The organism is Methylobacterium sp. GC_Met_2, from assembly GCF_026540795.1.
In the GTDB taxonomy this organism is placed as follows: Bacteria; Pseudomonadota; Alphaproteobacteria; order Rhizobiales; family Beijerinckiaceae; genus Methylobacterium.
Genome location: NZ_JALNUM010000074.1, coordinates 1 through 23,734, shown reverse-complemented (window position 1 = coordinate 23,734; position 23,734 = coordinate 1). Strand labels below are relative to the sequence as shown.

The 23,734-nt window shown below is 68.5% G+C and carries 18 protein-coding genes; 9 read left to right on the top strand and 9 right to left on the bottom strand.

Translation table 11 applies throughout. The annotated features are described in order from the left end of the window. Positions 1-12: 12 nt before the first annotated feature. Complete coding sequence (locus OXS49_RS21910) at positions 13-396, bottom strand: VOC family protein (RefSeq protein WP_267426686.1); 384 nt, start codon at positions 394-396, stop codon at positions 13-15. Between the two features lie 218 nt (positions 397-614). Here OXS49_RS21910 and OXS49_RS21905 point away from each other — a divergent pair, with 218 nt between their 5' ends. After that, a complete protein-coding gene (locus OXS49_RS21905; protein ID WP_267426685.1) occupies positions 615-1,541 on the top strand; it encodes a DnaJ C-terminal domain-containing protein in 927 nt (308 codons plus the stop codon). 85 nt (positions 1,542-1,626) lie between these two features. Further along, on the top strand, positions 1,627-2,451 hold the full coding sequence (gene fabI, locus OXS49_RS21900; RefSeq protein WP_244008218.1) for an enoyl-ACP reductase FabI: 825 nt from the start codon (positions 1,627-1,629) through the stop codon (positions 2,449-2,451). 29 nt (positions 2,452-2,480) lie between these two features. Here fabI and OXS49_RS21895 read toward each other — a convergent pair whose 3' ends face one another. Together OXS49_RS21895 and OXS49_RS21890 are read right to left on the bottom strand one after the other, a co-directional pair. Next, positions 2,481-3,638, bottom strand: a complete 1,158-nt coding sequence (locus tag OXS49_RS21895; RefSeq protein WP_267426684.1) for an AAA family ATPase — start codon at positions 3,636-3,638, stop codon at positions 2,481-2,483. A gap of 15 nt (positions 3,639-3,653) precedes the next feature. Continuing rightward, positions 3,654-4,628: a polyphosphate kinase 2 family protein gene (locus tag OXS49_RS21890; RefSeq protein ID WP_267426683.1), complete on the bottom strand. Its 975-nt coding sequence runs from the start codon at positions 4,626-4,628 to the stop codon at positions 3,654-3,656. 97 nt (positions 4,629-4,725) lie between these two features. On the opposite strand from OXS49_RS21890, the gene OXS49_RS21885 reads away from it, so the two are divergent. The 3 genes from OXS49_RS21885 to OXS49_RS21875 all read left to right on the top strand — a co-directional run bounded on the left by OXS49_RS21885 (position 4,726) and on the right by OXS49_RS21875 (position 10,984). Continuing rightward, positions 4,726-5,313, top strand: coding sequence for a histidine phosphatase family protein (locus OXS49_RS21885; protein ID WP_267426682.1), 588 nt, complete (start codon positions 4,726-4,728; stop codon positions 5,311-5,313). 111 nt (positions 5,314-5,424) lie between these two features. After that, the gene (locus tag OXS49_RS21880; protein WP_267426681.1) at positions 5,425-9,489 is read left to right on the top strand and encodes a Pls/PosA family non-ribosomal peptide synthetase; all 4,065 of its coding nucleotides are present in this window, start codon (positions 5,425-5,427) and stop codon (positions 9,487-9,489) included. A gap of 337 nt (positions 9,490-9,826) precedes the next feature. Then, complete coding sequence (locus OXS49_RS21875) at positions 9,827-10,984, top strand: GGDEF domain-containing protein (RefSeq protein ID WP_267426680.1); 1,158 nt, start codon at positions 9,827-9,829, stop codon at positions 10,982-10,984. Positions 10,985-11,454: 470 nt separating this feature from the next. Here OXS49_RS21875 and OXS49_RS21870 read toward each other — a convergent pair whose 3' ends face one another. Continuing rightward, positions 11,455-12,930: a PAS domain-containing methyl-accepting chemotaxis protein gene (locus tag OXS49_RS21870; RefSeq protein ID WP_267426679.1), complete on the bottom strand. Its 1,476-nt coding sequence runs from the start codon at positions 12,928-12,930 to the stop codon at positions 11,455-11,457. A gap of 1,050 nt (positions 12,931-13,980) precedes the next feature. Between OXS49_RS21870 and OXS49_RS21865 the strand changes: the two genes are divergently transcribed. Next, positions 13,981-14,187 carry a SlyX family protein gene (locus tag OXS49_RS21865; protein WP_244008210.1) on the top strand — a complete coding sequence of 69 codons (207 nt, stop codon included), beginning with the start codon at positions 13,981-13,983 and terminating at the stop codon, positions 14,185-14,187. A gap of 8 nt (positions 14,188-14,195) precedes the next feature. Here the strand turns inward: OXS49_RS21865 and OXS49_RS21860 are convergent, their stop codons facing one another. Continuing rightward, positions 14,196-15,629, bottom strand: coding sequence for an NAD-dependent succinate-semialdehyde dehydrogenase (locus tag OXS49_RS21860; protein ID WP_267426678.1), 1,434 nt, complete (start codon positions 15,627-15,629; stop codon positions 14,196-14,198). Between the two features lie 101 nt (positions 15,630-15,730). After that, on the bottom strand, positions 15,731-16,516 hold the full coding sequence (locus OXS49_RS21855; RefSeq protein WP_267426677.1) for a class II glutamine amidotransferase: 786 nt from the start codon (positions 16,514-16,516) through the stop codon (positions 15,731-15,733). 320 nt (positions 16,517-16,836) lie between these two features. Here OXS49_RS21855 and OXS49_RS21850 point away from each other — a divergent pair, with 320 nt between their 5' ends. Next, positions 16,837-17,229 carry a response regulator gene (locus OXS49_RS21850; protein WP_243925568.1) on the top strand — a complete coding sequence of 131 codons (393 nt, stop codon included), beginning with the start codon at positions 16,837-16,839 and terminating at the stop codon, positions 17,227-17,229. Positions 17,230-17,532: 303 nt separating this feature from the next. Here OXS49_RS21850 and rpsU read toward each other — a convergent pair whose 3' ends face one another. Then, complete coding sequence (gene rpsU, locus OXS49_RS21845) at positions 17,533-17,868, bottom strand: 30S ribosomal protein S21 (protein ID WP_243925569.1); 336 nt, start codon at positions 17,866-17,868, stop codon at positions 17,533-17,535. A gap of 221 nt (positions 17,869-18,089) precedes the next feature. Here rpsU and OXS49_RS21840 point away from each other — a divergent pair, with 221 nt between their 5' ends. Continuing rightward, the gene (locus OXS49_RS21840) at positions 18,090-19,136 is read left to right on the top strand and encodes a low specificity L-threonine aldolase (RefSeq protein WP_267426676.1); all 1,047 of its coding nucleotides are present in this window, start codon (positions 18,090-18,092) and stop codon (positions 19,134-19,136) included. Positions 19,137-19,145: 9 nt separating this feature from the next. On the opposite strand, the gene OXS49_RS21835 is transcribed toward OXS49_RS21840, so the two are convergent. Then, positions 19,146-20,333: a DUF1501 domain-containing protein gene (locus tag OXS49_RS21835; RefSeq protein WP_267426674.1), complete on the bottom strand. Its 1,188-nt coding sequence runs from the start codon at positions 20,331-20,333 to the stop codon at positions 19,146-19,148. After that, entirely contained in the window at positions 20,330-21,859 is a 1,530-nt protein-coding gene (locus OXS49_RS21830) for a DUF1800 domain-containing protein (protein WP_267426673.1), read from the bottom strand. Before OXS49_RS21830 ends, OXS49_RS21835 begins: the two co-directional genes overlap by 4 nt. A gap of 179 nt (positions 21,860-22,038) precedes the next feature. Between OXS49_RS21830 and OXS49_RS21825 the strand changes: the two genes are divergently transcribed. Next, the gene (locus OXS49_RS21825) at positions 22,039-23,652 is read left to right on the top strand and encodes a peptide chain release factor 3 (RefSeq protein ID WP_267426672.1); all 1,614 of its coding nucleotides are present in this window, start codon (positions 22,039-22,041) and stop codon (positions 23,650-23,652) included. Positions 23,653-23,734 lie beyond the last annotated feature (82 nt).

Sequence of the window (23,734 nt, the reverse complement as noted above, 5' to 3'; positions counted from 1 at the left end):
GATGCTCTCGCTTCAGGCCGTCTTGCGCTCCAGAACTTCGATCAGCGCGCCGTCCGGACCCTCCACGAAGGCGATGCGCAGGCCCGGTCTGCGCTCCGTGATCCCGGTGCGGATCGGAACGCCGCGCGCTTCGAGATCGGCCATCGCCGCGTCGAGATCGTCGACGCGCAACCCGACATGCTCGAGCCCGAGGCAGGGCGTCGGCCCGGCCGGTGCGGTCTCGGCCGGGGCCTGCTCGATGAACACGCTCAGCCCGCCGAGATCGAGGACGACCCGCTGCACCGGATCGCCGCCGACGCGCTTCACCTCCCGCGCCCCGAAGGTCTCGACATAGAAAGTCGCGGCCCGCATCGCGTCGCGGCTGCGCAGATGGATGTGGTCGCAGGCGTAGTGCATCGGGGCCTCAACTCCTCGCGATTCGGCCTCGGGACCGGCTGTCTTGCAGCCTTCGACCCGGCAGGATGGCGACGTTATGCACCTTCTGCCTCCGCGGCGATGGGCACCGCTTGACGTCCCGCGCGAACCCGCAGACTTTCGCCGCCAGCACCGTTGCAGGTATGCAACAGCCTTCCCACATCCGGGTGGAATTCCCACACCGCACAGCCAAGAGTTCCATGCGCAATCCCTACGACGTGCTGGGCGTGGCCAAGGGGGCGAGCGAGGCCGACATCAAGAAGGCCTATCGCAAGCTCGCCAAGGACTTCCACCCCGACCGCAACAAGAACGACGTGAAGGCCAAGGACCGGTTTTCCGAGGCGAATTCGGCCTACGAGATCCTGGGCGACGCCGAGAAGCGCAAGCAGTTCGACCGCGGCGAGATCGACGCCGACGGGAAGCCGCGCGCGACCGGGTTCGAAGGGTTCGGCGGTGGACGGGGCGGTGGATTCGATTTCGAGGGCATGGCCCGCAGCCGGCAGGGCGGCATGGGCGGTGGCATGGCCGGCGGGATGGGCGAGGACATCTTCTCGCACATCTTCGGCGAGGCGTTTCGCGCGGGTGGCGCCGGGCCCGGCGGCCAGCGCGGCACGCCCAAGGGCGACGACGTCGCCGCCGAACTGGCCGTGACTCTCGAGCAGGTCGCCAGCGAGGAGAAGCTGCGCCTCTACCTGCCCACCGGGCGGGAGGTGGACGTGGTCATCCCGCGGGGGATGGTCGACGGCCAGACCATCCGGCTGCGCGGCCTGGGCCAGAGCGCGGGACCGCGCGGCGAGCCGGGCGATGCGCTGCTGACCATCCGGATCCGACCGCATCCGCGCTTCACCGTGGACGGATCGGACCTGCGCACCACCGTGGACGTGGCTCTGGAGGATGCCGTACTCGGCGGCACGATTCGCGTGCCGACGCTGACCGGCGCCGTCGAGATGCGGATCCCGTCGATGACGAGTTCGGGCCGAACCTTCCGCCTGCGCGGCAAGGGCCTGCCGCGCAAGGACGGGAGCGCCGGCGACCTGTTCGCCACCACGGCCATCGTCCTGCCCGAGGGCGAGGATGCGGCCTTGATGGAATTCGCCCGGTCACGGCGCGGCGCGAAGGCCGCATGAGGCGGGCCGGACTTCCGTCGCCGGGCGGCCTCCGCTAAGGAGGCCCCCCGGCTCCGTGAGGGGCCGCGCGGCTTCGGGATCGATCATGGCGGAACACGGGCAGGGCCTTCTGGCGGGCAAGCGGGGCATCGTCCTGGGTGTCGCCAACAACCGCTCGATCGCCTGGGGCATTGCCCGCAGTGCCCGCGCTCACGGGGCGGAACTGGCCTTCACCTATCAGGGCGACGCCCTGCGCAAGCGCGTCGAGCCCCTGGCCAAGGAACTCGACGCCCACGTCATCGGCCATTGCGACGTGACCGACTCGTCGACGATCGACGCCGTGTTCGAGGAAGCCGCACGGGTCTTTCCCGAGGGCATCGATTTCGTGGTCCACTGCATCGCTTTTTCCGACAAGGACGAGCTGACCGGCCGCTACATCGAGACCTCGGAGGACAACTTCACCAAGTCGCTCCTCGTCTCGTGCTACTCTTTCACGGCCGTGGCTCAGCGTGCCGAGAAGATCATGCGGTCGGGCGGCTCGCTCGTGACGCTGACCTATTATGGCGCCGAGAAGTGGATGCCGCACTACAACGTGATGGGCGTCGCCAAGGCGGCTTTGGAAGCCTCGGTGCGTTACCTCGCGGCCGATCTCGGACCGAAGAACATCCGCGTCAACGCGATCTCGGCCGGCCCGATCAAGACGCTGGCCGCCTCGGGAATCGGCGATTTCCGCTACATTCTGAAGTGGAACGAGTACAATTCGCCCCTGCGGCGGACCGTGACCATCGGTGAGGTCGGTGAGACGGCAGCCTACCTGGTCTCCGACATGGCGGCCGGCATGACCGGCGAGATCCTGCACGTGGATGCGGGTTACCACGTCGTCGGCATGAAGAACCCGGATGCACCGGACCTGACCCTCGACAAGGATTGAGGGTCGGCGCCGGGCGGATCGCGACAGCCTCACTCTTCGTCGTCCGCCTCGGCGAACTCCCCGGACAGCTTCAACCCCGCGATCCATGTCTCGCCATCGCGTTTGATCACGGTGCGCGGCTGCGCGCCACCAAACTGCGCGACTCCCGCGGCCAGGCGCTCGGAATGCGTCACCAGCCAGATCTGCGTCCGCTCGGCCGCACGGGCGATCAGCTGGGCCAGCGGGTCCATGAGATCCGGATGAAGGCTGGTCTCCGGCTCGTTCAGCGCAATGAACGGCGGCAGGCGGTAGCTCAGCAGGGCACCGGCCAAAGCGAGGTAGCGCAGCGTCCCATCCGATAGCTCGGGTGCGGCGAAGACCCGGCCGGCGAAATCCGGGATCGTCAGGCCGAAGCTCGCCTCCCGCCCCGGTTCCGGCACGATCAGCCGCGCCCCGGGAAAGGCGCCGTCCACGGCCGCGTCGAGGTCGATCGTGTCCTGCCGGATATGGGCGAGGGTGGCGAAGACCGCCGCGAGATCCGAGCCATCGGAGGCCAGCGTCGGCGTCGTCACTGCGAGGCACGGGCGCCGAAGCGGCGACTCCGAATCGGTCCGGAAGCCATGGTGGAAGCGCCACGCCGTCATCGCCTGACGCGCGCGGGCGATCTCCGGCTGGCCGGTCGCGTCGAGCAGGCCGCCGAGCGCCATTTCGGTGGGGAGCAGGTCCGATCCGAGGGATTGCTTGCGCCCCGCCGCGTCGCGGACGAAGCCGGTGCGGCCGTCGCGGTCGAGGATCACGGCGGCGCGACCGCCGGTTCGGAGCGTCAGGCGCTCGGCCTTGACCTGCGGCTCCCGGCGGAAGGCTGCGCCGATGATCTCCGCGCTGGCTTGCGGCACGAGGCCGATCTCCACCGCGTAGGTGAAGTCCTGCCCGGTGGTCTCGTGGCGCAGTGTCGCCGACAGGTGGATCCGCGCGGGTTCGCCCTGTCGCCGCCGGCCGGCCCAGAACGCGGAATCCATGCCGCCCTCCGCGGCGAGATCGCGAGTCAGTGTGCCCCTGGCCGCGGCCCGCAACAGTTCGAGGGCCCGATAGAGGTTGGTCTTGCCTGTGCCGTTGCCGCCGACGAAGACCGAGAGGTTCTCGACCGGAAAGCTGATCCGGCGCAGCGACCGGTAGCCCGATACCGTAACACCGCGAACGACCAGCATGCCGGCCTCCCCGTTTCAGTCAGGGACCGTCAACTTCGCGATGCCCGTCGGGGCTTCCGGGAATCGCGGGTCCATTGCCTCCAGCGTATCCGCCACGGTCCGCGCGATCACGTAGTTGCGGAACCATTTGTGATCGGCCGGCACCACCAGCCAGGGGGCATCCGGCGTCGAGCAGCGGGTGAGCGCATCCGCGAAGGCCTGCTGATAGGCATCCCAGGATTGGCGTTCAACCAGATCGGCCGGGTCGAACTTCCAGTGCTTCTCCGGATCGGCGATTCGGGCCTCCAACCGCTTCTTCTGCTCTGCCTTGGAGATGTGCAGGAAGAACTTGAGGATTGTCGTGCCCGACTCGGTGAGCAGGCGCTCGAAGTCGTTGATCCGGCCGTAGCGGCTCTGCCAGACCGCATCCGGCACGAGGCCCTTCACGCGCACCACCAGCACGTCCTCGTAGTGGCTGCGGTTGAACACGCCGATCATGCCGCGCGCCGGCGTCCGGGCATGGTAGCGCCACAGGAAATCGTGATCGCGTTCGTCGCTCGACGGCACCTTGAAAGGGGTCACGGCGCAGCCCTGCGGGTTCACGCCCTTCAGGACGGACCGGATCGTCCCATCCTTGCCGCCGGTGTCGATCGCCTGGAAGACCAGCAGCAGGCTTCGCGCGCGTTCGGCGTAGAGGCGTTCCTGGAGGGCGTCGATGCGTGCCCGTTCGTCCGCCAGCGCGTCCTTCGCCCAGTCCTTGTCGAGGCCGCCATCGGCGCGCGGATCCACGGCCTGAAGGTTGAAGGGCGCCCCCGGCTGAACCGTGATGATGCCGGGGGCCGCGCGGACGGAAACCGTGGGATGTCCGCTCGGCATGGCCGGCAAGCTGTCTACGACGGCGCCGGCCCCGTTGGCCGTCGCGGGTGGGGCCGATCCGTGCAGGTCGGCGCTCTCTGTCACACCGTCATCGTACCTCTGGCCGCGATGATGCTTGCCGTGCTTCTTCGACATGAGGCAGGACCTGTTTCCGGGTGTTGCCGACCGTCGGCGAAAACGGGTTGGCGCTCCGAGCCGTTCCGAGTGCCGGTGCAGGACGGGATTGAGACGGTTGGGCAGCATCTACTTCATCCGCCACGGCCAGACCGACTGGAACGCCGAGGGGCGCCTCCAGGGCGGCCGCGACATCGATTTGAACGCGCATGGGGAGAGCCAGGCCGCCGCCGTCGCGGAGCGCCTCGCCGGCGCGGCGGGTTCGGGGCTGGCCGAGGCGGACTTCGTGGCGAGCCCGCTCAAGCGGACCCGGCGGACCATGGAAATCCTGCGGACGCAACTCGGCCTGCCGCCGGACGCCTACCGGACTGATCCGCGGCTGCGCGAGATCAGCTTCGGGAGCTGGGAGGGATCGACCTGGGCGGAGATCCGGCGCCGGGATCCGGCCGGCGCCGCGGGCCGCGATCGGGACCGCTGGCACCACCGCCCGCCCGGAATCGGCGGCGAGAGCTATGCCGCCCTGGTCGAACGGGTCGGGCCGCTGCTCGCGGGTCTGGAACGGGACACGGTCATCGTCGCCCATGGCGGTGTTGCACGGGCGGCGCTCGTTTCGCTCGGGCATCTCGACATCTACACCGCGCCCCGTCTCGGCATCCGCCAGGGCGAAGTGCTGATTCTGGAGCGCGACGGCTGGCGCTGGGCTTGATCACGTGCGCGGGCGCAGTGCAAAGCCGCCTCGATAACGGCATGATCGGTGGGCTATAGGGCGGCTGCCACGGGAGGCGGCGGCCTCAGCGGCCGGCCAGCGGAGCAGCGGATGAGTGACGTCGCCGAGAAGACCCGGCCCGGCCCGGCTGCCGGGGACGGCGGACGTCACGGCGCGGCCGTCCTGCGGGGCGCGCAAAGGCCCGACCTGATCCGCGACGAGGTGCTGGCCGAGATCTTCCTGGACTCGGCCCGATCCCGGCCCGACCATCCCTGCCTCGTCGACGGGGCGAACGTGGCGGCGGGCAGCGTCCATCCGCACCTGACCTATGCCGAGGTCGCGGCCCGCGCCGGCCGGATCGCCGCTGGCCTTCGCCATCGCGGCATCGGGCCCGGGGACGTGGTCGGCCTCTGGATGGCCCGGGGCCCCGAACTTCTGCTGGCGCAGATCGGCATCACGATGTCGGGCGCCGCGTGGCTGCCCTTCGACGCCGAGGCGCCCGCCGACCGGGTCGGCGTATGCCTGACCGATGCTGCAGCTAAGGCGCTCCTCGTCTCGCCGGCGCTGAAGCCGGCCGCGCCCGACGCCGCGCCGGCCCTGACACCGGCCGATCTCGACGGCGCCACCCCGGGCGATGCCCCGGTGCCCGATCTCCGCGCCCTCGGCCTGACGCCGGAGCACCCTGCCTATCTGATCTATACCTCCGGCTCGACCGGCGTGCCGAAGGGCATCGTCATCAGCCACGCCAACATCTGCCACTTCCTGCGCTCGGGGAACGCGCTCTACGGCATGCGCGCCGACGACGTGGTGTTCCAGGGGGCCTCGGTCGCCTTCGACCTCTCGATGGAGGAGATCTGGGTTCCGTACCTCGTCGGCGCGACGCTGTTCGTGGCGAGCCCCGCCATGATGGGTGACGTGGAATCCCTGCCCGGCATCCTGGAGGCCGAGCGCATCACGGTGCTCGATACCGTGCCGACCCTGCTGGCGATGATCTCCGGCGACCTGCCGACCGTGCGCCTCGTCCTGCTGGGCGGCGAGGCCCTGCCGGAGCCCTTGGTCACGCGATGGGCCACGGGCGCGCGCCAGTTGTTCAACACCTACGGGCCGACTGAGGCGACCGTGGTGGCCACCGCCGCCGAGATGCGGCCCGGTGAGCCGGTCACCATCGGCGGGCCGATCCCGAATTATTCGGTGTATGTGGCGGGCGAGGATCTGAGCCTGCTGGGACGCGACCAGCAGGGGGAATTGCTGATCGGCGGTCCCGGCGTTGCCCGGGGCTACCTCGCGCGGCCCGAGCTGACGGCGGACAAGTTCATCGCCAACCCCTTCGCATCGGATGGGACCGATCCGGTGCTCTACCGCTCGGGCGATGCGGTTTCCCTCGATGCCGCTGGGCGGATCGTGTTCCACGGCCGCATCGACGATCAGGTGAAGATCCGCGGTTTTCGCGTGGAACTCGGGGAGATCGAGGCGCGGATCCGCAGTGTGCCCGATATCAACCAGGCCGCCGTGGTGCTTCGGCAGGATGACGGCGTCGATCGGCTCGTCGCCTTCCTGATCCCCGAGCGCGGACAGACCATCGACACCGCCGCCCTGCGCAAGACGCTGGCCGGCCAGATGCCGCCCTACATGGTCCCGGGCCATTTCGAGGTGACCGAGACGCTGCCGCGCCTCACCTCCGGCAAGGTCGACCGCAAGGCCCTGAAGATCGCCCCGCTCACCGTGGTGGCGGCCGATGGCGAGCAGGAGCCTCCGGCCAACGAGACCGAGGCCGCCCTTGTCGCCGCCGCCAAGCAGATCTTCGGCAACCAGCCGATCGCGCTGGAGGGGGACTTCTTCGCCGATCTCGGCGGCCATTCGCTGCTCGCGGCCCGCTTCGTCTCGGCGGTGCGCGAGAACCCGCCGCTTGCCGGCATCACCCTGCCGGACGTGTATTCCCTGCGCACGATGCGGGCGATGGCCGATGCGCTGATCGCCCGCACCGGCGGCATGGGTGCCGCGGCCGCGATCCGCGACCTCAGCTTCGAGCCACCGCCGCTGCTGCGTCGGGCGCTGTGCGGCCTCGCACAGCTGGTCGCGCTCCCGATCGTGATTGCGCTCTTCACCGCGCAGTGGCTCGGCATGTTCGTGACCTACCTGCTGCTCACCGGCGGGGGCTTGAGCTTCTTCGCCGAGCTCGGGGTCTTGCTCCTCGTCTACGTGGCGATCAACGGCGTGACTGCCGTGATCGCTGTGGCCGGCAAGTGGTTGATCCTGGGCCGGACCAAGCCCGGCCGCTATCCGCTCTGGGGGGCGTATTACTTCCGCTGGTGGCTGGCGCAGCGGCTGGCGGCCCTCGTCCACGTGAAGTGGCTCCAGGGCTCACCGGCCATCGCAATCTATCTGCGCCTGATGGGCGCGAAGATCGGCCGCGATACCCTGATCTCCGACATCGAGGTCGGTGCCCCGGACCTCCTGAGCATCGGCGACGGCGCGTCGCTGGGTGGGCGCCTCGTCATCGCCAATGCCGAGATCGCCGGCAACGAACTGGTCATCGGCCCGGTGGCGATCGGCGCCGACGCGGCGGTGGGCACCTCCTGCGTGATCAGCCACGACACGGTGATCGGCCCGCAAGCCGAGATCGCCGACCTCACCACGATCCCGACCGGCTCGCGGGTCGGGGCCGCGGAAATCTGGGACGGGTCCCCCGGGCGCAAGGTCGGGTTGGCCGATTCGACCGCGCTGCCCGCGCCCGCGGAGGCCTCCTGGCGACGCCGGGCCGGCTTCATGGCCGCCTACACGCTGCTGCTCGCCGTGATCCCCGCGGTCGGCCTGCTGCCGATCTTCCCGGCCTTCTTCATCTTCGACCAGATCTCGGACTCGCTGTCCGACATCACCGACGTCGATTATCACTGGTACCTGCCGATCCTCACGTGGCCGACCGCCATGCTGATGACCGCCGGCACGGTGATGCTGATCGCCGGTATCCGCTGGGTCCTGCTGCCCCGGACGAGTTCCGGTACCTACTCGGTCCACTCGCTGTTCTATCTGCGGAAATGGTCGCTGGCGCTCGCCGTCGAGGTGACGCTGGAGACGCTCTCGTCGCTGTTCGCCACGGTCTACATGCGCGCGTGGTACCGGCTGATGGGCGCACGGATGGGCCATGGCGCCGAGATCTCCACGAATCTGGGCGGCCGTTACGACCTCGCCGATATCGGGGCGAAGAACTTCGTGGCCGACGAGGTTGTGTACGGCGAGGAGGAGATCCGGCGCGGCTGGATGCACCTCGAGCCGACCCGCACAGGGGCCCGGGTTTTCGTCGGCAACGACGCCGTGGTGCCGCCGGGCGCCATCATCCCCGACGACGTGCTGATCGGCATCAAGTCGAAGCCGCCGGCCAACGACGCCATGAGCCCGGGTGAGACGTGGTTCGGCTCGCCGCCGATCCGGCTGCCGGCCCGCCAGGTGGTCGATCTCGGATCCAACGCCCAGACCTACGAGCCGGGGCTGTGGCCGAAGGTCCGGCGCGGCGTGTTCGAGGCGTTCGCAACCTCGTTCTCGCCGATGCTCTACATCACTCTCGCGATCACGGTGATCGACTGGTACTTTTACCCGGCGATCCTCGACAAGGATTGGTGGGGGCTCGCGATCAGCTTCGTCACGGCGAGCGTCGCCATCGCGCTGATCCAGTCCTCGGCCGTCATCGCGATGAAGTGGCTGCTGATGGGCGTCTACAAGCCCGGCATGCAGCCGATGTGGTCCTGGTGGGCGATGCGCACCGAGGCCATCGCGGTGGCCTATTGGGGGCTGGCCGGCAAGGTGCTGCTGGAGCATCTCCAGGGCACGCCGTTCCTGCCCTGGGTTCTGCGCCTGTTCGGCGTGAAGGTCGGCCAAGGTGTGTGCATGCTGACCACCGACATCACCGAATTCGACTGCGTGACGATCGGCGACTACGCCACGATCAACCGGGTCTCGGCGCTCCAGACGCACCTCTACGAGGACCGGATCATGAAGATCGGCCGGGTGGTCGTGGGCAAGGGCGTCTCGGTCGGCGCCTTCTCGACCGTGCTGTACGACACCAAGGTCGGCGACTACGCGCGGCTGCGCCCGCTCACGATCGTGATGAAGGGCGAGTCGATCCCGGGCAACACCGAGTGGGAAGGCGCCCCCGCGGTCCCGGTGATCCACGCCGCCTGAACGCGCAGACGGACCCGATCCTGATGCGGTCGGGTCCGGCACCCTGCCGGGCCGGCAGACGCGCCTGCGCCGAACCCGCGTTCACACCCGAGCAGCACGCAGGCCACGGAGCGCCGACTTCGTCACACTTCGGCAGCAGCCAGGTTCGACACCCGCGTCTTCGATCAATAGAGAATCATCCTATTGCCTTGGCCCGGCGAAATTTGGCTCCGATATAGCGCTTTGAAGTAGATTGATCGCCAACGGTAGCTGTATAGTCTGATTCGTTGGCGCGTGTGTTCAGTCACGCCCGGTCGGCACGATGTGCCGCGTCCAGGCAGGAGATCGATGGTCGGTCGTGCACCTTGATCCCGCCACCCTGCTGATCGTCAGTGCTGCGATCGCCTTGTTGGTGGGAGCGCTGTTCCTGACCTCGTGGCGACAGGCGCCCGAAGAGCGGTCGCTCGCCTTCTGGGGCGCGGCGCATCTCGTCGGAGCGGCCGGCAGCGCCGGGCTCGCACTGAGGGGCCAGATCCCGGATCTGCTGTCGATCGGATTGGCCAATGCCGTCGTGCTGGCCGCCTACGGTCTGATCTGGTGCGGTGTCCGCGCGTTCGAGAAGCGTCGACCGAGCCTGGGGTTCGCCCTGGCGGGCGCGCTCGTCTGGTGCGCGCTATGTCTCGTCCCGGCTTTCTATGCCTCGATCGCGCTGCGTATCGTCTACGCCTCCGCGGTCGCCACCCTCTATTGCGGTGCCGCCGCCGTGGAGCTCTGGCGCGGCCGCTCGGAGCAGTTGGCTTCCCGGTACGCGGCCGGCGCCGTCCTGGCCCTGCACGGAGCCTTCTACGTCGTGCGGATTCCCGCGACGCTGCTCGCGCCGCCGCTGATCGGGCCGAATCCGCTGGCTTCGCCCTGGGTGGCGATCCTGTGCTTCATGACCATGCTGTTCTCGATCGCCTCTGCCTTCACCGTCATGGCGCTCGTGAAGGAGCGGGCGGAGCGGGAACAGCGCATCGCTGCCTCCACCGACGCGCTCACCGGCGTGCGCAACCGCCGCGCCTTCGTGCAGGGCGCCGAGGCCGCGCTCGGCGCGGACGAAGACGGGGCGCTCCTCCTGTTCGATCTCGACCGGTTCAAGGCCGTCAACGACGTCCACGGCCACGCGGTCGGAGATGCGGTCCTGGTGGCGTTCTGCGCCATGGCCGGGACCCTGCTGCCGCGGGATGCGCTGCTGGGGCGGCTGGGCGGCGAGGAGTTCGTCTGCTTCCTGCCAGAGGCTTCGGCCGCGGAGGCCCTGGCCCGGGCCGAGGAACTGCGCCGGGCCTTTGCGGGTCTTCGCGTGCCCGAGCTTCCGGACCTGCGTGTCAGCGTCAGCATCGGCATTGCCCAGACCCGGGACGGGATCGGGTTCGACGCGCTGATGCGGCGGGCGGATGCCGCGCTCTATACCGCCAAGAATGGCGGCCGCGATCGAGTGGCCGTGGCCGTCGAGGGCACCGCTGCCCAGGCCGCCTAGTGCATCGATCCAGACGGAGGCGTCAGCTAAGGCTGGAAAGGTTGTTGCAAAACCAAAGACCTAGTTCTCACTCGCATGAACGAAGTCAATGCGTCAGAGCACTAGGGCCATGCCCGATCGCGTGGCACACGGTACACGACACGCGTCTGCCAACACGGGTGGCAAGCGCGACATGCCCCCTCTCCCGTGCGGGAGAGGGTTGGGGTGAGGGTCGAGAAAGTTCAGGATCGCGCGCACCTTCAAGGCGCTGACAGGGTGCGCCTCTTCCGGAAAGTTCTCATCCCTCACCCTGTCCCTCTCCCGCACGGGAGAGGGGACCCGCGCCCTATTCGGCGACGGTGGTGTCACTGTCGTGTACCGTGCGCAGCGCGATCGGGCACGGCTCTGAGTCTCTGTTTTGTCGCGCACTTTTACGCCGAACCGGTATCCACCTCGCCGGAGCACGCTCCAGGCCCGACGCGACCGTCCGCTCAGGCCAGCGCGCGGGCTGCCTCGGAGACCTGACGCACCGAGCGGTCCACCTGGGCGGCCGAGGTCGCGATGTCGGCCATGGCGGCGCGTGCCATATCGACGCTGTGCGCAGCCGACTGCATGTTCTCCGTCAGGTCGCGGGTCACCGCCGCCTGCTCGGTCACGGCGGACGAGACGCTGAGCGTGATCGCGCTCAACTGTTCGATGGTCACGCCGATCCCGTCGATGGCCGACACCGCCTTGGCGGTCTCCGTTTGGACGGCCGCGATCTGGCTGCCGATTTCGCCGGTCGCCCGGGCGGTCTGCTCGGCGAGCGCCTTCACCTCGGCGGCCACGACCGCGAAGCCCTTGCCGGCGGCGCCGGCGCGGGCGGCCTCGATCGTGGCGTTGAGGGCCAGGAGGTTTGTCTGGTCGGCGATCGAGCGGATCAGGTTCACGGCGGCGCCGATCCGGTCGGCGGCGCCGGTCAGCCCGACCACGATCGCCCCCGCCTCCTCGGCACGAATCACAACTTGGTCGACCGAGGTTTTCGCCCCGAGGGCATGGCGGCTGAGCTCCTCGATGGAGGCGGAGAACTCTTCCGAGCCGGCTGCGACCGCCTGGACGTTGCGGGCGGTCTGGTTCGAAGCCTCGGCGGTTTCGTCGGCCTGCCGAACGACGCGGCTCATCGAATCCCGGATCGCCGCGATATCCCCGTCGATGCCGCGCTGGCTTTCGGCCCGGCGATGCCGGTCCTCGACCTGCTGGGTCACGTCGGTGGCGAACTTGACCACCGCGCAGGGCTTGCCCTCCGCGTCGAGGATCGGGTTGTAGGCGCCGAAGATCCAGACGGTCCGACCCTCTTTACCGATCCGGCGGAACTCGCCCGCTTGATACTGTCCCGCCGCCAGCGCGGCCCAGAACGCCTGATATTCCGGGCTCGCCGCGTCGGCGGAGGGCATGAACATCCGGTGATGACAGCCACGGACCTCGTCGAGGGTGTAGCCCATGGTGGCGAGGAAGTTCGCGTTGGCGTCCGTGATGGTCCCGTTGAGGGCGAAATGGATGACCGCCTGCGAGCGATTGATCGCTGCGATCTGGCCCGCGTCCATGGCGTTGCGCGCCCGCTCCGCCGTGACGTCCGTGACGATCTTCACGATTTTGACGGCTTTCCCGTTGCGGTCGAGGACCGGGGTATAGGCCCCCTTGATCCAGACGATGCGGCCGTCCTTGGTCAGACGGGCGAACTCACGGACCTCGGGCTGGCCGGCCCGCAGGCGATCCCAGAACGCGGCGTAACCCGGTCCCGTGCGCTCGGCTTCGGGCACGAACAGGCTGTGATGGCGTCCACGGACCTCCGCGAGGGTGTAGCCGACGAGATCGAGGAAGATCGCGTTGGCATCCGTGACGTGGCCGGCCGGATCGAACTCGACCCGCCCCATTGTCCGGTCGAGCGCAGCCAACGGCACTTCCGAACGCAACCCGAACAATGACATCGTCAGCCCCGAACCCACATAATCGATCTGCCTAATTATTCACTCCAAGACAGTTTAAAATGTTATAATTTACCCGAACACGGATCCGGCAGGCCGGTAATGTCCGATGGTAGACGGAGTGTCTACCGATCGGGCTCGGCCAAGTCGGATTTTGGGTCAGCAGCGCGTTCAACCTCTGTCGTCAAATGAGGGTATGTAGGCCGAGGGCTATTTTTTAATCGGTCCAGTCGCGGCTGTCGTTATGCGCCAGTCCATTGCTTCGATATCCGGATATTTCAGACGCGATATCGTCAAGATGCTTGAGCGAGCTGACCGACAAGCCTCAGCCCGACGCTGACGACGGGCAAAATACAGCGCGTCTTCTCCCTTCGCAGAAGCTTGCAGATTCATCGTCTTGCTCCGAAGCTCAAAGCTATCGGAAGACAGCGCTATTCCCTCCCCCTTGCGGGGAGGGGTCAGGGGTGGGGGTGGTGCAGGATTGAGCGCAGGGGTGCCTTCTGAACCACCCCCACCTCCGGCTCCTCACAAGGGGGAGGAGAGAGCGTCGGCGCAATTATGGGTATGCTTTAACCCGCAGAGGAGGGAGGGCGTGTAGCAACGCGGGATTGCCACACCTTTCGACTGAACGTGGATCCCAAAGCCGCTCGGCACGCCGGGAGAGCGAGATCCGTGCTCAAGTCCGGGATGTGCGTCCATCGAAGGCCGCAAGGGGGATGAGCGCACGTCTTCCCACTTGATAGGCGAAGGACGCCGGCTGCTCGAGAGGATACGCGGGGCGACTCGGCCGCCGTTCTCCCAACGCCTGACTGTATGGATGCATGGACGGCCTCAGGGCGTTGACGGGTACAGCGTGAAAGCGGATCGATGCGTTTGGGTCGGACAGGCGCGCGGAACCCTGCCAGTCCAGAGGCACGCCGCGCGCGCCTGATTTGCAATCCGGGATCGTGATGCGCTGCCGCCCGATCGTTCGGCTCTTCCGGCGGGCCGAACGCGAGGTGCGCAAAAACGATCCGCGCCGCCGGCCCGATGCCGGGCCGAAGGAGATCAGGGATGGACGAGCCGAGCCGGATGGACCGCCTCGAAATGCGCCTCACCGAACAGGAGGCGACGATCGAGGATCTGAATCGCACCGTCACCGAACAGTGGCGCATGATCGATCGCCTGTCCCGCCTGATCGCGGGTCTGCGCGAGCAGGTCGAAGAGGCGGCGGCCCGGGCATCCCCACGCGGTCCCGAACCGCCGCCCCCCCATTATTGAGCGGCCGGTCAGAAATTCGCCTGGGTGACGAACTTGATCACGAGGTAGGCGTCGAGCGCTTCCGGGCCGCCCTCGCTGCCGTAGCCGGAGTCTTTGACCCCGCCGAACGGCGTCTCCGGCAAGGCGAGGCCATGGTGGTTGATCGAGATCATGCCGCTCTCAACCCGATTCGACACCCGGGCCGTCCGCTCGGCCGAGCGGGTATAGGCGTAGGCCGCAAGACCGTAGGGTAGGCGGTTCGCCTCGGTCAGGGCCTCCTCGTCGTCCGAGAACCGGTTAATGATGGCGAGCGGGCCGAACGGCTCCTCGTTCATGATCCGGGTGGTGAGCGGGACCTCGGTGAGAACGGTCGGTTCGAAGAAGTTGCCCCGGTTGCCGATCCGCTTGCCGCCGGCGCGCAGCGTGCCGCCGCCCGACTCGGCGTCCGCCGTCAGCGCCGTGACATCGTCGAGGCGCCGCTCGTGGATCAGGGGTCCCATCTTGGTCTCGGGATCAAGCCCGTCGCCGACCTTCAGGGTCTTGGCGAAGGTCGTGAAGCCCTCCACGAAGCGGTCGAACACGGAATCATGCACGAGGAAACGGGTCGGCGAGACACAGACCTGTCCGGCATTCCGGAACTTGGCCGGGGCGAGGATCGAGACCGCCTTGTCCACGTCGGCATCGCCGAACACGATCGCCGGCGCGTGGCCGCCGAGCTCCATGGTGGCCCGCTTCATGTGCGCGCCCGCCAACGCCGCGAGCTTCTTGCCCACCACCGTGGAGCCGGTGAACGAGATCTTCCGGATCACCGGATGCGCGATCAGGTAGGACGAGATCGCGGCCGGGTCACCATAGACCAGCGCGAGCGCGTCCCCGGGGATGCCCGCATCCAGGAAGGCGCGCACCAGGGCGGCGCAGCTCGCCGGCGTATCCTCGGGCCCCTTCAGGATCACCGTGCAGCCGGTGGTGAGCGCCGCCGAGATCTTGCGAACCGCCTGATTGATCGGGAAATTCCACGGCGTGAAGCAAGCCACCGGGCCGACCGGCTCGCGGATCACGGCCTGGAGCACCCCGTCGGCGCGGCCGGGGATGACGCGGCCGTAGGCGCGCTTTCCCTCTTCAGCGAACCAGTCGATGATGTCGGCCGCCGCGAGCGTCTCGATCCGCGATTCGGCCAGCGGCTTGCCCTGTTCCAGGGTCATGGTCCGGGCGATGTCGTCGACCCGGGCACGCAGCAGGTCGGCGGCCTTGCGCATTACCTTGGCGCGCTCGAAGGGCGCCACCTTCCGCCAAACAGGGAAGGCGCGGGCGGCCGCCGCCAAGGCCTCATCGAGATCCGCCGTGCCGGCGACCGCGCATCGACCGATCGTCTCGCCCGTGGCGGGGTTCAGCACCGCTAGGGTCTCCCCTTCGACACCCGCGCGCCAGCGTCCGGCGATGTGAAGCTCGGTATCCGGATACATCGATCAAATCCCGCATGGCCGCAGCATCGGCCGCAGGCGGATTGTGGCCATTCGGCGCGCCCGGGCAATGCCCGCAGCGGCATGGCTGGGCCGGTTGTCACTCAGGCCGCAGCGCGCGCCAGCCCGGGAGCCTCCACAAGCGTTGCGGTGCCGTGGCGGGCGCGCAGCGTCGCGCCCTTCGGCACCACCTGCCAGCCCTCGCGGCAGCCGTCGATCGGCTCGGACACCACCACGATCCCACCCGGCCCCTCGCGGTAGTACAGGCTCGGCGGCCGGCCGTCGCAGGCCCAGCGATAGGCGGTCAGGGTCTCGCCGTCGGTGAGCAGTGCCGTGAAACGGACGGGCTCGCAGATTGCAGCCTCGTCCATCAATCCGCGGATGATCTTCAGGGTTCGAGCCATCGCACCCACGGCGTCCTGCTCGAGCCCGTTGGCGAGCGCCAGCAGGAAGATCGCCTCGGAATCGGTGCTGCCGCGGCGGTTGTCGTAGAGTGCATCGGGAATCATGGCTTCGAGCCGGCGCTTGATCCGGTAATAGCCGCCGATCTGGCCGTTATGCATGAACAGGTGCCGGCCGTGGACGAACGGATGGCAATTCGCCCGGGCGGTCGCGGTGCCGGTCGAGGCCCGGACATGGGCGAAGAAGGTCCGCGCTCGCACCTGCCCGCAGAGGTTCACCAAGTTCTCGTCCGACCACGCCGGCGAGATGTCGCGATAGACGCCAGGCTCCGGCCGCTCCGCGTACCAACCGATGCCGAACCCATCGCCGTTGGTCTCGGTTTTCCCCTCATCGGCATGCAGCGACTGGTGCACCAGCGAGTGGGTCGGCGCGCAGACGAGGTCGGAGAGGAAGACCGGCTCACCGCTATAGGCGAGGAAACGGCACATGTCGGACAACGATCCTTCAGCTCTGGCCCACGCGAGCCCGATGGAGCTTCGCCGCGGGGTGGGGACGTTCCGTCGCAGGATGTTAACAGTCGGTCCACACGGGTGAACAGTTTCTTAACCGCACAGGCGATGCCCCAAATTCGGGCGCATCGCACGAATGTGCAGCGGTCTGATCGCAGGGCGGGCATGCCGTCCCGGATGGCGCCGACTCTTGTGAGCCGGCTGTTGACAGGTCAGCATGGCCGAATCGGGGAATCAGAAGCCACATTCGAAGGCCGTGACCCCGGTGTGGGGCATCGCACCCAGCTCAGGAGACATCAATGGATCGCGCACAGCCCGAGTGTTCCAACCCGGTGGCCCTCGTCGTGGAGGACGACGCGGCGGTCCGCGACCTTGCCACCGCGGTTCTGGAAGAGACGGATCTCGGCGTGATCGCCTGCGAGAGTGCCGAGGCTGCGCTCTCGGTGCTGGAGCGCACGGACGTCACGGTGGCGCTGCTCTTCGCCGACGTGCGCCTCCCGGGCGCCATGGATGGCGTCTCCCTGGCGCAGGCGGTGGGCCGCCGCTGGCCGGACGTTCGGGTGGTCGTGACCTCCGGGGCGAGCCGCGACGCGCGCCTGCCCGATCAGGCCGTCTACATGCAGAAGCCCTGGCGGGCGCTCGATGTGCTGGTCCAGGCCGAGCACGCGACGATGGCCGCCAAGGCGGCTTAAGGAGGCGGGGCGCAGTCCGCCTTTTTTCCTACTTCCGCAGACTTGTGGGCTACACGGGTTCGGCACGCGGATAATGACATAGCGCCGACGCGCCCCCCTCTCCCGCGCGGGAGAGGGGGGCGCGTCTCATCCTGCCAATGATTGGGCCAGCTGAGGCATGAAACCTGTGCCGGGTCTCTGCCCGCAAAGGAGGCAGGACAGGTAACTGAGCCGAACCGCCATCCCCGACGCTATCGCGCCGCCTCAAACGAAAAAACCCGGCCGCTTGCGCGGGCCGGGTTTCTCTAAACGCAGTGTCGTCGCTCAGGCGGCGGGGGCCGGGGTCACCGGAACCTGACCCGAGGCGTTGCCGCCCTGGCCCTGGGTGGCCGACGGCGACGGGAAGCCGGGGCGGCGGCTGCCGGCGGGGAAACGCGGCTTCGGCTTCGGCGCGGCGATCAGGCCCTCGCGGATCGCGGTCTTGCGGGCCTGCTTGCGGGCACGGCGGACGGCCTCGGCCTTCTCGCGGGCCTTGCGCACGGAGGGCTTCTCATAAGCCTTGCGCTGCTTCATCTCGCGGAAGATGCCCTCGCGCTGCATCTTCTTCTTGAGGACGCGGAGCGCCTGATCGACGTTGTTGTCGCGAACGAGTACCTGCAACGGACTTGATCCTCTGGACCTGGATTTGGGGCTCGCGCAGCCCGCCGCCGATCTGGAAACCGACAACGTCCCTCGGCCGGGATGAACCCGGGAGGGACGGGAACGTCGGTTTCCGAATCGGCGTGGAGCCCACGCCTTGACGGGGCTATTACACCAAGCGCGCACCAGTTCCAACCTGTTCGCACGATCGATCTGCGCGACCGCCGTGCTAGGTTGCCGGGATGAGACACGACGACTCGCAGCAATTCGCCAGCGACAACTATTCCGGCATCTGCCCCGAGGCGTGGGCGGCCATGGAGGCGGCCAATCGCGGCCACGCCCCGGCCTATGGCGAGGATGCCTGGACGAAGCGCGCGGCGGACGCGTTCCGCACCCTGTTCGAGATCGACTGCGAGGTGTTCTTCGCGTTCAACGGCACCGCGGCGAACGCCCTGGCGCTCGCCGCGCTGTGCCAATCCTACCACAGCGTGATCTGCGCCGATTCGGCTCATGTCGAGACCGACGAGTGCGGCGCGCCGGAATTCTTCTCCAACGGCTCGAAGCTGCTCACCGTCCGCACCGAGGGCGGCAAGCTCACCCCGGAGGCGATCCGCGGGCTCGCCACCAACCGCAGCGACATCCACTTCCCCCGGCCCCGGGTCGTGACGGTCACACAGCCCACCGAGACGGGACAGGTTTACACGCTGGCCGAGCTGCGCGCGCTGTCTGCCACCTGCCTGGAGTTGGGGCTTGCCCTGCACATGGACGGTTCGCGCTTCGCCAATGCCTGCGCGAGCCTCGGTTGCAGCCCCGCCGACATGACGTGGCGGTCGGGCATCGACGTCCTATGCTTCGGCGGCACCAAGAACGGCATGCATGCCGGCGAGGCTGTGGTGTTCTTCGACCGGAAGCTCGCCGAGGATTTTGGGTATCGCTGCAAGCAGGCCGGCCAGCTCGCTTCCAAGATGCGCTTCCTTGCAGCGCCCTGGGTCGGCATGCTGGAGAGCGGTGCTTGGCTGCGGAACGCGGCCCACGGCAATGCCTGCGCCCAGCGTTTCTCCGAGGCGGTTGCTGGCCTTCCGGGGGTACGGGCGCTGTTTCCCGTGGAGGCCAACGCCGTGTTCCTGACGATGCCACCCGCCACCATGGAGGGCCTGCGCACCCGGGGCTGGCGGTTCTACACGTTCATCGGCGGCGGGGCGCGCTTCATGTTCGCCTGGGACGCCAAGCTCGATCGGATCGATCAGCTGATCGGTGATCTGCGCACGCTGTCGGCTGCGGCCGCCTGAAGCCGGCCATTATAGCAGCGCCAGATCCGCCGGGTCCGCGCTCGGGAAGATCCGGCGCAGGCTCGCCTGATCGAGGCCGTAGAGACGCCGGAACAGGCCGCCGAGCAGGCCGCGATAGTTGCTTAGCACCGGATAGTCCCGGTTCTGGAACAGGTTGGCCTCATCGGCCCGCACCTGCGGACCCGCGATCCGGCCGCCCCGGACGCCGCCGCCGAGGATCCAGTAGGCACTGCCATGGCCATGGTCGGTCCCGCGGTTGCCGTTCTCCCGGAAGGTGCGGCCGAACTCCGACAGGACCACCACCACGGTATCGAACCAGCCGGGCCCGATCTCCTCGACGAAGCCGGCCAGGCCGCGCCCCAGCTCGCCCAGCCGGTCGGCGAGGTAGCCGTTGCCGGCCCCCTGGTTCACGTGCGTGTCCCAGCCGCCGACATCCACGAAGCCGAGGTTGAACGAGTCGCGCATCAGGCGGCCGATGCGCCGGGCCGACAGCTCGAACCCCTTCGGCGAGACCGCGCCGCGGTCCGCCTGCGCCGCGTGGTCGGAGATCGAGCGGTAGATCTCGTCGCGCACCCGGAAGCCTTCGCTGACGGCCCCGGCGAGCTTGGTCCCGCTGTACATGGCGGCGATGAGCCTGGCCTGCCGGTCGTCGATGCCGGGCTTGCCGACGCCGTTGATGGCGATGTTCGGCACCGTCTCGCCGCCCCGGAAAATCAACGGCATCTGATCGGTGAAGGCGATCGGCCGGACCCGGGTCAGCTCGGCGGCGAGCCGCGCCATGAAGCCGGAATTGTAATCGCGCACAGCCCCGATGGTCTGGCCCATCTCGATCGTGTCCTGCGTCTCGAAATGGCCGCGCGTCAGGTCGTCCGTGCCCGCAAAGGGCACGAAGGCCGCTTGCCCCTTGGCGAAAAGGGGCAGGATCGTCTCGCGCAGAGCCGGATGCAGGCTCCAGTCGGCGTCGAGCACCAGGGCGGCCTTGGGATCGGCGGCGTCGGGCTTGGCGATGGCGAGGTTCGGGCGCGACCGATAGTAAAAATCGCTGCCGGTGGGGATCACCACGTTGGCGGCGTCGTAGGCACCGCGCAGGAACACCACGAGGAGACGCGCATCGGCCTTCGGAGCTGCCCAGACGCGTCCCGCCACCGTGGACAAGCCGAGCGCCGCCGAGGCGCGGATCAGGTCGCGACGGTTCATCGCATGAACTCCGGCGAGGCGAGGTAGAGCGTGTTCCAGTCCTGGGGCGAGACCGCCTGCGCGAGCGCTGCCCGCGTCGGGGCCGAGAGGGTGCCCGACACGGCCGCGAAGTAGAGCCCGTTGGCGAGAACCGGGAAGGCCGGCTGCTCGGGCTGGTCAGGTGTCGGCGGCTTGAACAGTCCGGCCGAGCCGGAGCCGATCTGGCGGGCGATCTCGAAGCGGGTCGCGAGCTGCCCCGGTCCGTTCCAGGCCGCGGAATCGAGCGGGTAGCCGTCGGGCGTCGAGCGGTTGAACAGACCCTCGCCGAGCCGGTTCAGCCAGCCCAGCACCGGGCCGGCATTGAGGATCACGCGCTGGTCGTAGGCCATGCGCACGGCCGAGAAGACGTAGCGCACCGGATCCTTGAAGGCGCCACCGCGCTCGGCCGCGAAGGCCGGCTCGCGCACCAAAACCTCCATCACGGCCGCGATGTCGCCGTCCGTGCGGGTGAAGGTGGCGGCGAGCCGGGCCACCAGCCCGTCGTCCGGGGTCTGCCCGAGGATGTAAGCCGCGAGCGCCCGTGAGACGTTCGTGGCGGTGGCGGGATTGTGGGCGATGAGGTTCACCGCCTCCTCGACCTCCGGCCAGCCGCGGCCCTGAATCGCTGCGCCGAGGAAGACCTTGTCGCCGTAATCGTGGCGGTTCGGGTTGAACTCGAACAGCCCGTCGCGGCTGAAGTCGGCGGCGTGCTCGGGCCGGAGTTTGGGATCCTCGGGCTTCAGATCGATGCCGACCCCCGTCAGGATCCGCGCCAGCGCCTCCACGTCGGCCTGACTGTAGCCGGAGCCGACACCCATCGTGTGCAGCTCCATGATCTCCCGGGCGTAGTTCTCGTTGATGCGGCCGGCGGCGTTGTCGGCATTGTCGAGATAGCGCAGCATCGCCGGGTGGCGCAGGCTCGCCATCAGCAGGTCGTGGAAGTGCCCGAGCGCGTGTGGGCGGATCGCGGTGTCGAGATAGTCGCCCACGGCAGCGCGCAGCGTCGCCTTGCCCTGGTGCACGTTGAACCGGTTGAACCAGAACCACGTCAGCCGCTCGCGCAGCTGGTCCGGACTGTAGAGGGCGCGCAGCACCCAGGCGGAGGCGGCGTTCCGGGCCGCATTGTTCAGCACCGCTTGGAACGCCTGCTGCCCGGCCTTCTTGGCCTCGGGGTCTTGGATGTCCTTGAAGGCCTTCGCCTGGGCGTCGAGCGCCTGGGTCCGCTCGAACAGGCTTCCCGGCGGGGTCAGCGCATCCACGGCGGCCTGCGCCTCCGGCGGCAGCCGCGTCTCGGCGAGCGGATGGAGCTGTCCGTGCAGCCAGCGCGCGCGCCCCTCGGCCTCGAGCTGCGCGAACGCGGAGGGCGTGGCACCCCAGGTCAGCGCGTCGAGGAAAGCGGCATCCGCCGCCGCGGAGGAAGCGGGCGAGTCGGCCGCCTGCGGCCCGGGCCCCGCAGAGGACACGAGCAGGGCGGCGATCAAGAGACAGAGTGGTGCGGCGCGTGACATGGCAGCCTCGCGGGTCGTGAATCGGCTTACGGAGCCTGTTGCCGGGCTCCTGTACGGTCCCTGAAGGGACGCCCCGATGAGCCCCGCGTCTTTGCCAATATCGGGGCGTGCCGCTACACGATCCCGAGACCGCGCCCGACGCGCACCCTCACGTTCCGCCGATCCAGAGCGTTCGCTCCATGCTGATGCAGACCAAGACCGAGGCGAGGCCGGCCGATCCGGTGGCGCGGCGGCGCACCTTCGCGATCATCTCCCACCCGGATGCGGGCAAGACCACGCTCACCGAGAAACTGCTGCTGTTCGGGGGCGCGATCCAGCTCGCCGGCGAGGTGAAGGCCAAGCGCAACCGGGTCTCGACCCGATCCGACTGGATGGGCATCGAGAAGGAGCGCGGCATCTCGGTGGTCACCTCGGTGATGACCTTCGAGTACGGCGACTGCGTCTTCAACCTCCTCGACACGCCTGGCCACGAGGACTTCTCGGAGGACACCTACCGCACCCTGACGGCCGTCGATTCGGCCGTGATGGTGATCGACGCCGCCAAGGGCATCGAGGCCCGCACGCGAAAGCTGTTCGAGGTCTGCCGCCTGCGCGACATCCCGATCGTCACCTTCATCAACAAGCTCGACCGCGAGTCCCGCGACCCGTTCGAGCTGCTGGACGAGATCGAGAAGACCCTGGCGCTCGACGTCGCCCCGGTCACGTGGCCGATCGGGACGGGCCGCAACTTCTCCGGGACCTACGAGCTCGGCGGCAACCGCGTACGCCGCCTCGATGCCGCCGAGAATGCCGGGATGGTCACGGTCTCCGGACCGGGCGACCCCCTGTTCGACGCGTTGCTCACCGAGAACGGCGCGGCGGATACGTGGCGCGAGGAGGTGGAACTCGCCGAGGGCGGGCTGAAGCCCTTCGACCTCGACGCGTTCCGGGAAGGCCACCTGACGCCGGTGTTCTTCGGCTCGGCGCTGCGCAATTTCGGCGTGCGCGACCTGATCGACGGGCTGGCCAAGGTGGCGCCCCCGCCCCGGGGTCAGGATGCCGACAAGCGCCTCGTGGAGCCGACCGAGCCGCGCATGACCGGCTTCGTGTTCAAGATCCAGGCGAACATGGACCCCAACCACCGGGACCGGATCGCGTTCATGCGGGTCTGCTCGGGCAAGCTCAACCGGGGCATGAAGGCCCGGCTGGTGCGCACCGGTAAGCCGATCTCGCTCTCGGCTCCGCAATTCTTCTTCGCGCAGGACCGGGCCATCGCCGACGAGGCCTATGCGGGCGACGTGGTCGGCATCCCCAACCACGGCACGCTGCGGATCGGCGATACGCTGACGGAGGGCGAGGATATCGTGTTCCGCGGGGTGCCGAGTTTTGCCCCCGAGATCCTGCGCCGGATCAAGCTCACCGACGCCATGAAGGCGAAGAAGCTGCGCGAGGCGCTCCAGCAGATGGGCGAGGAGGGCGTCGTCCAGGTGTTCGTGCCGCAGGACGGCAGCCAGGCGATCGTCGGCGTGGTCGGCGCGCTCCAGCTCGACGTGTTGAAGGAGCGGCTCCAGGCCGAGTACGGCCTGCCGGTAGATTACGAGACCTCGCGGTTCTCGGTCTGCCGCTGGATCGAATCGGATTCCGAGGTCGAACTCGACAAGTTCATCGACACGCACGGCTCGGCCATGGCCAAGGACCTCGACGGGGCACCGGTCTTCATGGCGACCACGGCGTTCTCGCTCCGCTATGAGGAGGAGCGCTACCCGGCCGTACGCTTCACCGATGTGAAGGATTATCAGAAGCGGGCGGCGTGAGGCGGAATGGCGGGCGCAACCGCCGCGGGTCTCCCTCCCCCCTCTGCGGGGGAGGGTGGGCCGGCCGTCAGGCCGGGTCGGG

Bases quoted from the DNA above. Each gene is read 5' to 3' on its own strand.
- OXS49_RS21840 (WP_267426676.1), top strand. From the start codon at position 18,090: ATGAGACACGACGACTCGCAGCAATTCGCCAGCGACAACTATTCCGGC.
- OXS49_RS21850 (WP_243925568.1), top strand. From the start codon at position 16,837: ATGGATCGCGCACAGCCCGAGTGTTCCAACCCGGTGGCCCTCGTCGTG.
- OXS49_RS21830 (WP_267426673.1), bottom strand. From the start codon at position 21,859: ATGTCACGCGCCGCACCACTCTGTCTCTTGATCGCCGCCCTGCTCGTG.
- OXS49_RS21910 (WP_267426686.1), bottom strand. From the start codon at position 396: ATGCACTACGCCTGCGACCACATCCATCTGCGCAGCCGCGACGCGATG.
- OXS49_RS21855 (WP_267426677.1), bottom strand. From the start codon at position 16,516: ATGTGCCGTTTCCTCGCCTATAGCGGTGAGCCGGTCTTCCTCTCCGAC.
- OXS49_RS21870 (WP_267426679.1), bottom strand. From the start codon at position 12,930: ATGTCATTGTTCGGGTTGCGTTCGGAAGTGCCGTTGGCTGCGCTCGAC.
- OXS49_RS21880 (WP_267426681.1), top strand. From the start codon at position 5,425: ATGAGTGACGTCGCCGAGAAGACCCGGCCCGGCCCGGCTGCCGGGGAC.
- OXS49_RS21895 (WP_267426684.1), bottom strand. From the start codon at position 3,638: ATGCTGGTCGTTCGCGGTGTTACGGTATCGGGCTACCGGTCGCTGCGC.
- OXS49_RS21890 (WP_267426683.1), bottom strand. From the start codon at position 4,628: ATGTCGAAGAAGCACGGCAAGCATCATCGCGGCCAGAGGTACGATGAC.
- OXS49_RS21905 (WP_267426685.1), top strand. From the start codon at position 615: ATGCGCAATCCCTACGACGTGCTGGGCGTGGCCAAGGGGGCGAGCGAG.
- OXS49_RS21825 (WP_267426672.1), top strand. From the start codon at position 22,039: ATGCTGATGCAGACCAAGACCGAGGCGAGGCCGGCCGATCCGGTGGCG.
- OXS49_RS21865 (WP_244008210.1), top strand. From the start codon at position 13,981: ATGGACGAGCCGAGCCGGATGGACCGCCTCGAAATGCGCCTCACCGAA.
- OXS49_RS21860 (WP_267426678.1), bottom strand. From the start codon at position 15,629: ATGTATCCGGATACCGAGCTTCACATCGCCGGACGCTGGCGCGCGGGT.
- fabI (WP_244008218.1), top strand. From the start codon at position 1,627: ATGGCGGAACACGGGCAGGGCCTTCTGGCGGGCAAGCGGGGCATCGTC.
- OXS49_RS21835 (WP_267426674.1), bottom strand. From the start codon at position 20,333: ATGAACCGTCGCGACCTGATCCGCGCCTCGGCGGCGCTCGGCTTGTCC.